Here is a 6,110-nt window from a genome sequence, read left to right on the forward strand (position 1 = left end):
GGGCACCACCGCTTCGTGGCGGACGGCCGCTGACCAGGGCCTACAGCACCTGCAGCACCTTGCGCAGCTCGAACGGCGTGACCTCGGAGCGGTACTCCTCCCACTCCTGGCGCTTGTTGCGCAGGAAGAAGTCGAAGACGTGCTCGCCCAGCGTTTCGGCGACGAGTTCGCTGCGCTGCATCAGGTCGATGGCCTCGCCGAGGTTCTGCGGCATGGGCTGGATGCCGAGGGCGCGGCGCTCGGCGTCGGTGAGGGCCCAGACGTCGTCGTCGGCGCCGGGGGGGAGTTCGAGGTTGTCCTCGATGCCCTTGAGCCCGGCGGCGAGGGTGACGGCGTAGGCGAGGTAGGGGTTGCAGCCGGTGTCGAGGGAGCGGACCTCGATGCGGGTGGAGCCCTGCTTGCCGGGCTTGTACATCGGGACGCGGATCAGGGCGGAGCGGTTGTTGTGGCCCCAGCAGATGTAGGAGGGGGCTTCGCCGCCGGCGCCGGCGGTGCGCTGGGAGCCGCCCCAGATGCGCTTGTAGGAGTTGACCCACTGGTTGGTGACGGCGGCGGTCTCGGCGGCGTACTTGAGCAGGCCGGCGATGAAGGAGCGGCCGACCTTGGAGAGCTGGTACTCGGCGCCGGACTCGTGGAAGGCGTTGCGGTCGCCCTCGAAGAGGGAGACGTGGGTGTGCATGCCGGAGCCGGGGAAGTGCGAGAACGGCTTGGGCATGAAGGAGGCGTGGACGCCCTGTTCGAGGGCGACCTCCTTCATGACCAGGCGGAAGGTCATGATGTTGTCGGCGGTGGAGAGCGCGTCGGCGTAGCGCAGGTCGATCTCCTGCTGGCCGGGGGCGCCCTCGTGGTGGCTGAACTCGACCGAGATGCCCATGGATTCGAGCATGGTGATGGCCTGGCGGCGGAAGTCGTGGCCGATGCCGCGCGGGGTGTGGTCGAAGTAGCCGGACTGGTCGGCGGGGGTGGGCGGGGTGCCGTCGCCGGGGAGGTCCTTGAGGAGGAAGAACTCGATCTCGGGGTGGGTGTAGAAGGTGAAGCCGAGGTTGGACGCCTTCTCCAGGGTGCGCTTGAGGACGTAGCGCGGGTCGGCGTAGGAGGGGGAGCCGTCGGGCATCAGGATGTCGCAGAACATCCGGGCGGTGCCGGGGTTCTCGGAGCGCCACGGCAGTATCTGGAAGGTGGTCGGGTCCGGCTTGGCGATCATGTCGGACTCGTAGACCCGGGCGAAGCCCTCGATCGCCGAGCCGTCGAAGCCGATGCCCTCCTCGAACGCCTGCTCCAGTTCCGCCGGGGCGACCGCGACCGACTTGAGGAACCCGAGCACGTCGGTGAACCACAGTCGGACGAACCGGATGTCACGCTCCTCGAGCGTGCGAAGCACGAACTCCTGCTGCTTGCCCATGGGGACAGTCTCACCTCTGCTCTTTACGCCCGTGTTACGCCGCCCGCACCGGCCGGCCCGGCCCGGCGAAGACCTCGCGCGGACCGCGTCGCCACCCATCATGGCGGATCATCGCCCGCTTGCCGATCCCTGGCGGTTCCGGGGGGCGGCGGACGCGCGGGGCCGGACGGAGGCACCCCCCGCGACATAACGTCAGTTAGACGATTACACTCGTGGGCATGCCGAATCTGCGTCTCGCCCTGTGCCAGATCGACCCCTGGGTCGGTGACCTCGCCCGCAACAGCGAGGAGGTGCTGCGCTGGTCGAAGCGGGCCGCCGGGTCCGGCGCCGACCTGATCGCCTTCCCGGAGATGGTGCTGACCGGGTACCCGGTGGAGGACCTCGCCTTCCGCGGCTCGTTCGTCGAGGGCTCGCGCGCCGCGCTGGTCGACCTGGCGGCGAAGCTGGCCGCCGAGGGCCTGGGCGACACCCCGGTGGTCGTCGGCTACCTGGGCCGCGGCGAGCCGGGCACCCGGTACGCGGGCCGGCCGCAGAACTGCGCGGCGGTGCTGCGCGGCGGCGAGGTGGTGACCAGGTTCGCCAAGCACTTCCTGCCGAACTACGGCGTGTTCGACGAGTACCGGTACTTCGTGCCGGGCGACCAGCTGACGGTGCTGCGGCTGCACGGCGTGGACGTGGCGCTGGCGATCTGCGAGGACATCTGGCAGGAGGGCGGCCGGGTCGCCGCCACCGGCCAGGCGGGCGCGGGCCTGCTGCTGTCGATCAACGGCTCGCCGTACGAGCGCGACAAGGACGACGTCCGGCTGGAGCTGGTCAGGCGCCGGGCGGCCGAGGCGGGCTGCCCGCTGGTGTACCTGAACATGGTGGGCGCGCAGGACGAGCTGGTCTTCGACGGCGAGTCGATGGTGGTCACCGAGGGCGGCGAACTGCTGCTGCGCGGGCCGCAGTTCGAGGAGGCGCTGCTGGTGGTCGACCTCGACCTGCCGGCCGCGGCCGAGGACGGGCTGCCGGACGGCACGGTGCTGGCCGACGGCCTGAAGCTGACCAGGGTCGACCTGGGCGGCGCCCCGAAGGAGCGGTCCGAGCCGCTCGCGCCGCAGGTCGGCGAGCGGCTGGACGACGAGGCCGAGGTGTACGCGGCGCTGGTCGAGGGCACCCGGGCGTACGTCCGCAAGAACGGCGCGCGCTCGGTGCTGATCGGCCTGTCCGGCGGCATCGACTCGGCGCTGGTCGCGGCGATCGCGGTGGACGCCGTCGGCGCGGAGAACGTGTACGGCGTCTCGATGCCCTCGCGCTACTCCTCGCAGCACTCCCGGGACGACGCGGCCGAGCTGGCCCGCCGCACCGGCCTGCACTTCCGCACGGTGTCGATCGCCCCGATGTTCGACGCGTACATGGGCGCCGCCGAGCTGACCGGCCTGGCCGAGGAGAACCTGCAGTCCCGGCTGCGCGGCACGCTGCTGATGGCGATCTCCAACCAGGAGGGGCAGCTCGTCCTGGCGCCGGGCAACAAGAGCGAGCTGGCGGTCGGCTACTCGACGCTGTACGGCGACTCGGTGGGCGCGTACGGGCCGATCAAGGACGTCTACAAGACGCTGATCTTCAAGCTGGCGCGCTGGCGCAACGCGGCGGCCGAGGCGCGCGGCGAGGTGCCGCCGATCCCGGAGAACACCATCTCCAAGCCGCCGTCCGCCGAGCTGCGCCCGGACCAGGTGGACACCGACTCGCTGCCCGACTACGACCTGCTGGACGCCGTCCTGACCAGGTACGTGGAGGGCGACGAGGGGCGGGACGCGATCGTCGCCGCCGGGTTCCCGGCCGAGGTGGTGGACCGGGTGGTGCGGCTGGTGGACACCGCCGAGTACAAGCGGCGGCAGTACCCGCCGGGCCCGAAGGTCTCGCCGAAGAACTTCGGCCGCGACCGCCGGCTGCCGATCACCAACCGCTGGCGGCAGGGCTGAGCACCGCGGCGGCGCGCGGCTGACAGCGGGGGCGCGAAGGGCTAGGGTGAGCGCCGCGGCGCGCGCCAGGCGCGTCAGGTGCGCGCCCGGCGCGCCCGGATCGAGGAGGTGGGAGAGATCACCGTGCAGGTCGTCGAGGTGCTCCCCCGCCGCCGGGTCGCGGCCTGACCGGACGGGGAGCCCGCCAGGCTCTTCGAGAGGTCCCCGTGTCACTCCCCCCTTCCCCCGTGATCGACCGGCTGCGCGCGGCCGGGTGCGTCTTCGCCGAGGACGAGGCCCGGCTGCTGCTGGCCGCCGCCCCCGACCCCGCCCGGCTCGACGAGCTGGTCCGGCTGCGCTGCGCCGGCCGGCCGCTGGAGCAGGTGGTCGGCTTCGCCGAGTTCGCCGGGCTGCGCGTCGCGCTCGCCCCCGGGGTGTTCGTGCCGCGCCGGCGCAGCGAGTTCCTGGTCGAGCGGGCCGCCGCGCTGGGCCGCCCCGGCGCGGTGCTGCTCGACCTGTGCTGCGGCTCCGGCGCGATCGGCGCGGCGCTGGCCGCCCGGCTCGGCCCCGGCGTCGAACTGCACGCCGCGGACATCGACCCGGCCGCGGTGGCCTGCGCCCGCCGCAACCTGGCCCCGTACGGCGGACGGGTGCACCTGGGCGACCTGGACGCGCCGCTGCCGCCCGGCCTGCTCGGCCGGGTCGACCTGCTGCTGGCCAACGCCCCGTACGTGCCGACCGGCGAGATCCCGCTGCTGCCCCCGGAGGCCCGCGACCACGAGCCCGCGGTGGCGCTGGACGGCGGCGCGGACGGCCTGGCCGTGCAGCGCCGGGTCGCGGCGGCCGCCCCGCGCTGGCTGGCGCCCGGCGGCCGGGTGCTGGTCGAGACCAGCGCCCGCCAGGCCCCGGCCACCGCCGCCCTGCTGGCGGCCGCGGGGCTCGACCCGCGCACCGAGCAGGACGGGGAGCGGGACGCCACCGTGGTGATCGGGCGGCGTCAGTAGCGGTAGTCGGCGAGCACCGCGAGGTGGTCGCTGGCGTCCGCCGGGAGGGTGCGGGAGTCGGTCGGGACCAGGCCGCCCTTGCTGAGGATCTGGTCGATCCGGGCGGTCGGGAAGGAGGCGGGCCAGGAGAAGCCGAAGCCGTCGCCGGCCGCGCCCTGGGCGGAGCGCATCTGCGAGGTGACCGGGGCCAGGCTGCGGTCGTTCATGGTGCCGTTGAGGTCGCCGAGCAGCAGTACCCGGCGCAGCGGCTCGTGCTCGATCGCGTCGCCGAGGGCCTGCGCGCTGACGTCGCGCCGGCCGGCGGTGAAGCCGCTGTCGAACTTGACCCGCACCGAGGGCAGGTGGGCGACGTACACCGCGAGCGGGCCCTTGGGGGTGCTGACCCGGGCGCGGAAGGCCCTGGGCCAGCCCATCTTGAGGTCGACCACCGAGACCTCGTCGATCGGGTAGCTGGACCACAGCCCGACGGTGCCCTCCACCACGTGGTACGGGAAGGCGGCGGCCAGCCCCTCGGCGTACCCGGGGGCGGCGGACGCGGACAGCTCCTCCAGCGCGACGATCTCGGCGCCGGAGCCGGTGAGCATCCGGACGGTGCCCTGCGGGTCGTCGTTGGCGGCGGCCACGTTGTGGGTCAGGACGGTGAAGTCGCCGGGCCCGCTGCTCTTGTCGACCAGCAGCGCGCCGAACAGGTTCAGCCACACCGCGCCGGGCAGCAGCGCCGCGACCAGCGCCACCCCGGCGCGCCGCCACAGCGCGAGCCCGAGCAGCACCGGGACGGCCAGGCCCAGCCAGGGCAGGAAGGTCTCCAGCAGGCTGCCCAGGTTGCCGACGGCGTTGGGCACCTGGGCGTGGAACACCAGCAGCAGGGCGGCCAGCAGGCCGAGCACGCTGAGCGGCCACCCGCGCCGCCAGTCGAGCCAGCGGCGCAGCCTCTCCCGCCGCCCCTCGGGCCGTGCCGGCTCCTGCGCCAGTACCGCCGGGCCGTCCGCCCGCACCATCGTCCGCTCCTCGCCGCCGCACCCGGCCGGTCCGCCCGCCGGCCCCGTCCTTGACCTGGACCGATCCGATTCTCGGCTCAGCCTATGACGGGATGGACGCGGCGAAGTGCCCGGAAAGTTCCAGGTCTGCGCCGGACGGGGCGGCCGGGGGGCGGCGGAGCGGTCAGCGGGCGGGCCCGGCGCCGATGCCGTGCAGGGCGGCGTCGACCATCTGCCGGGGCAGGTCCGGGTCCTCCAGCGGCGCGTCGTCCCACAGGACGGTGCGCAGCAGGATCGGGCCGATCAGCAGTTCGCAGAGCAGTTCCTGGTCCAGGTCGGCGCGCAGTTCGCCCGCCTCGACGCCGCGCCGGACGATCTGCCGGACCAGTTCGCGCCGGGGGCGCACCACCCGCTCCTGGTAGGTGTGCTTGAGCTCGGGCCAGCTGTTCATCTGCCCGAGCGCGGAGCGGACGACCCAGCGGGAGCGCTTGATCAGGCCGCGCCGGCGCATGTAGTCGACGGCGTTGATCAGGTCGTCCCGGTAGGTCGGGCCGGTCAGCGGGGGCAGCGGCTCCTCCAGCCGGGCCACCACGTCCACCAGCAGGGCCTCCTTGTTGGGCCAGCGCCGGTAGATGGTGGCCTTGCCGACGCCCGCCTCGGCGGCGATCCGCTCGATGGACAGCTCGGACAGGCCGGTGCCGTCCTCCATCAGCTTCTCGACCGCGGCGTAGATGGCCTGTTCGGCGGCTTCGCTGCGCGGACGGCCCCGCCGCGGAGCGTCCTGCTC

The 6,110-nt window shown here is 73.6% G+C and carries 5 protein-coding genes; 2 read left to right on the forward strand and 3 right to left on the reverse strand.

The genetic code is table 11. From position 1 onward, the window contains the following. Positions 1–40 precede the first annotated feature (40 nt). Entirely contained in the window at positions 41–1,402 is a 1,362-nt protein-coding gene (gene glnA, locus ACFUEL_RS32995; RefSeq protein WP_014135480.1) for a type I glutamate--ammonia ligase, read from the reverse strand. Between the two features lie 218 nt (positions 1,403–1,620). On the opposite strand from glnA, the gene ACFUEL_RS33000 reads away from it, so the two are divergent. Together ACFUEL_RS33000 and ACFUEL_RS33005 are read left to right on the forward strand one after the other, a co-directional pair. Further along, positions 1,621–3,363: an NAD+ synthase gene (locus ACFUEL_RS33000; protein WP_380240798.1), complete on the forward strand. Its 1,743-nt coding sequence runs from the start codon at positions 1,621–1,623 to the stop codon at positions 3,361–3,363. Positions 3,364–3,569: 206 nt separating this feature from the next. Then, entirely contained in the window at positions 3,570–4,346 is a 777-nt protein-coding gene (locus ACFUEL_RS33005) for a putative protein N(5)-glutamine methyltransferase (protein WP_380240800.1), read from the forward strand. Here the strand turns inward: ACFUEL_RS33005 and ACFUEL_RS33010 are convergent. Together ACFUEL_RS33010 and ACFUEL_RS33015 are read right to left on the reverse strand one after the other, a co-directional pair. After that, the gene (locus ACFUEL_RS33010) at positions 4,340–5,344 is read right to left on the reverse strand and encodes an endonuclease/exonuclease/phosphatase family protein (RefSeq protein WP_380240802.1); all 1,005 of its coding nucleotides are present in this window, start codon (positions 5,342–5,344) and stop codon (positions 4,340–4,342) included. The genes ACFUEL_RS33005 and ACFUEL_RS33010 overlap by 7 nt on opposite strands. A gap of 163 nt (positions 5,345–5,507) precedes the next feature. Next, positions 5,508–6,110 (reverse strand): TetR/AcrR family transcriptional regulator (locus ACFUEL_RS33015; RefSeq protein ID WP_380240804.1); only part of this gene is annotated, 603 nt, incomplete at its 5' end.

The organism is Kitasatospora sp. NPDC057198 (genome assembly GCF_042670125.1).
Classification (GTDB): Bacteria; Actinomycetota; Actinomycetes; order Streptomycetales; family Streptomycetaceae; genus Kitasatospora.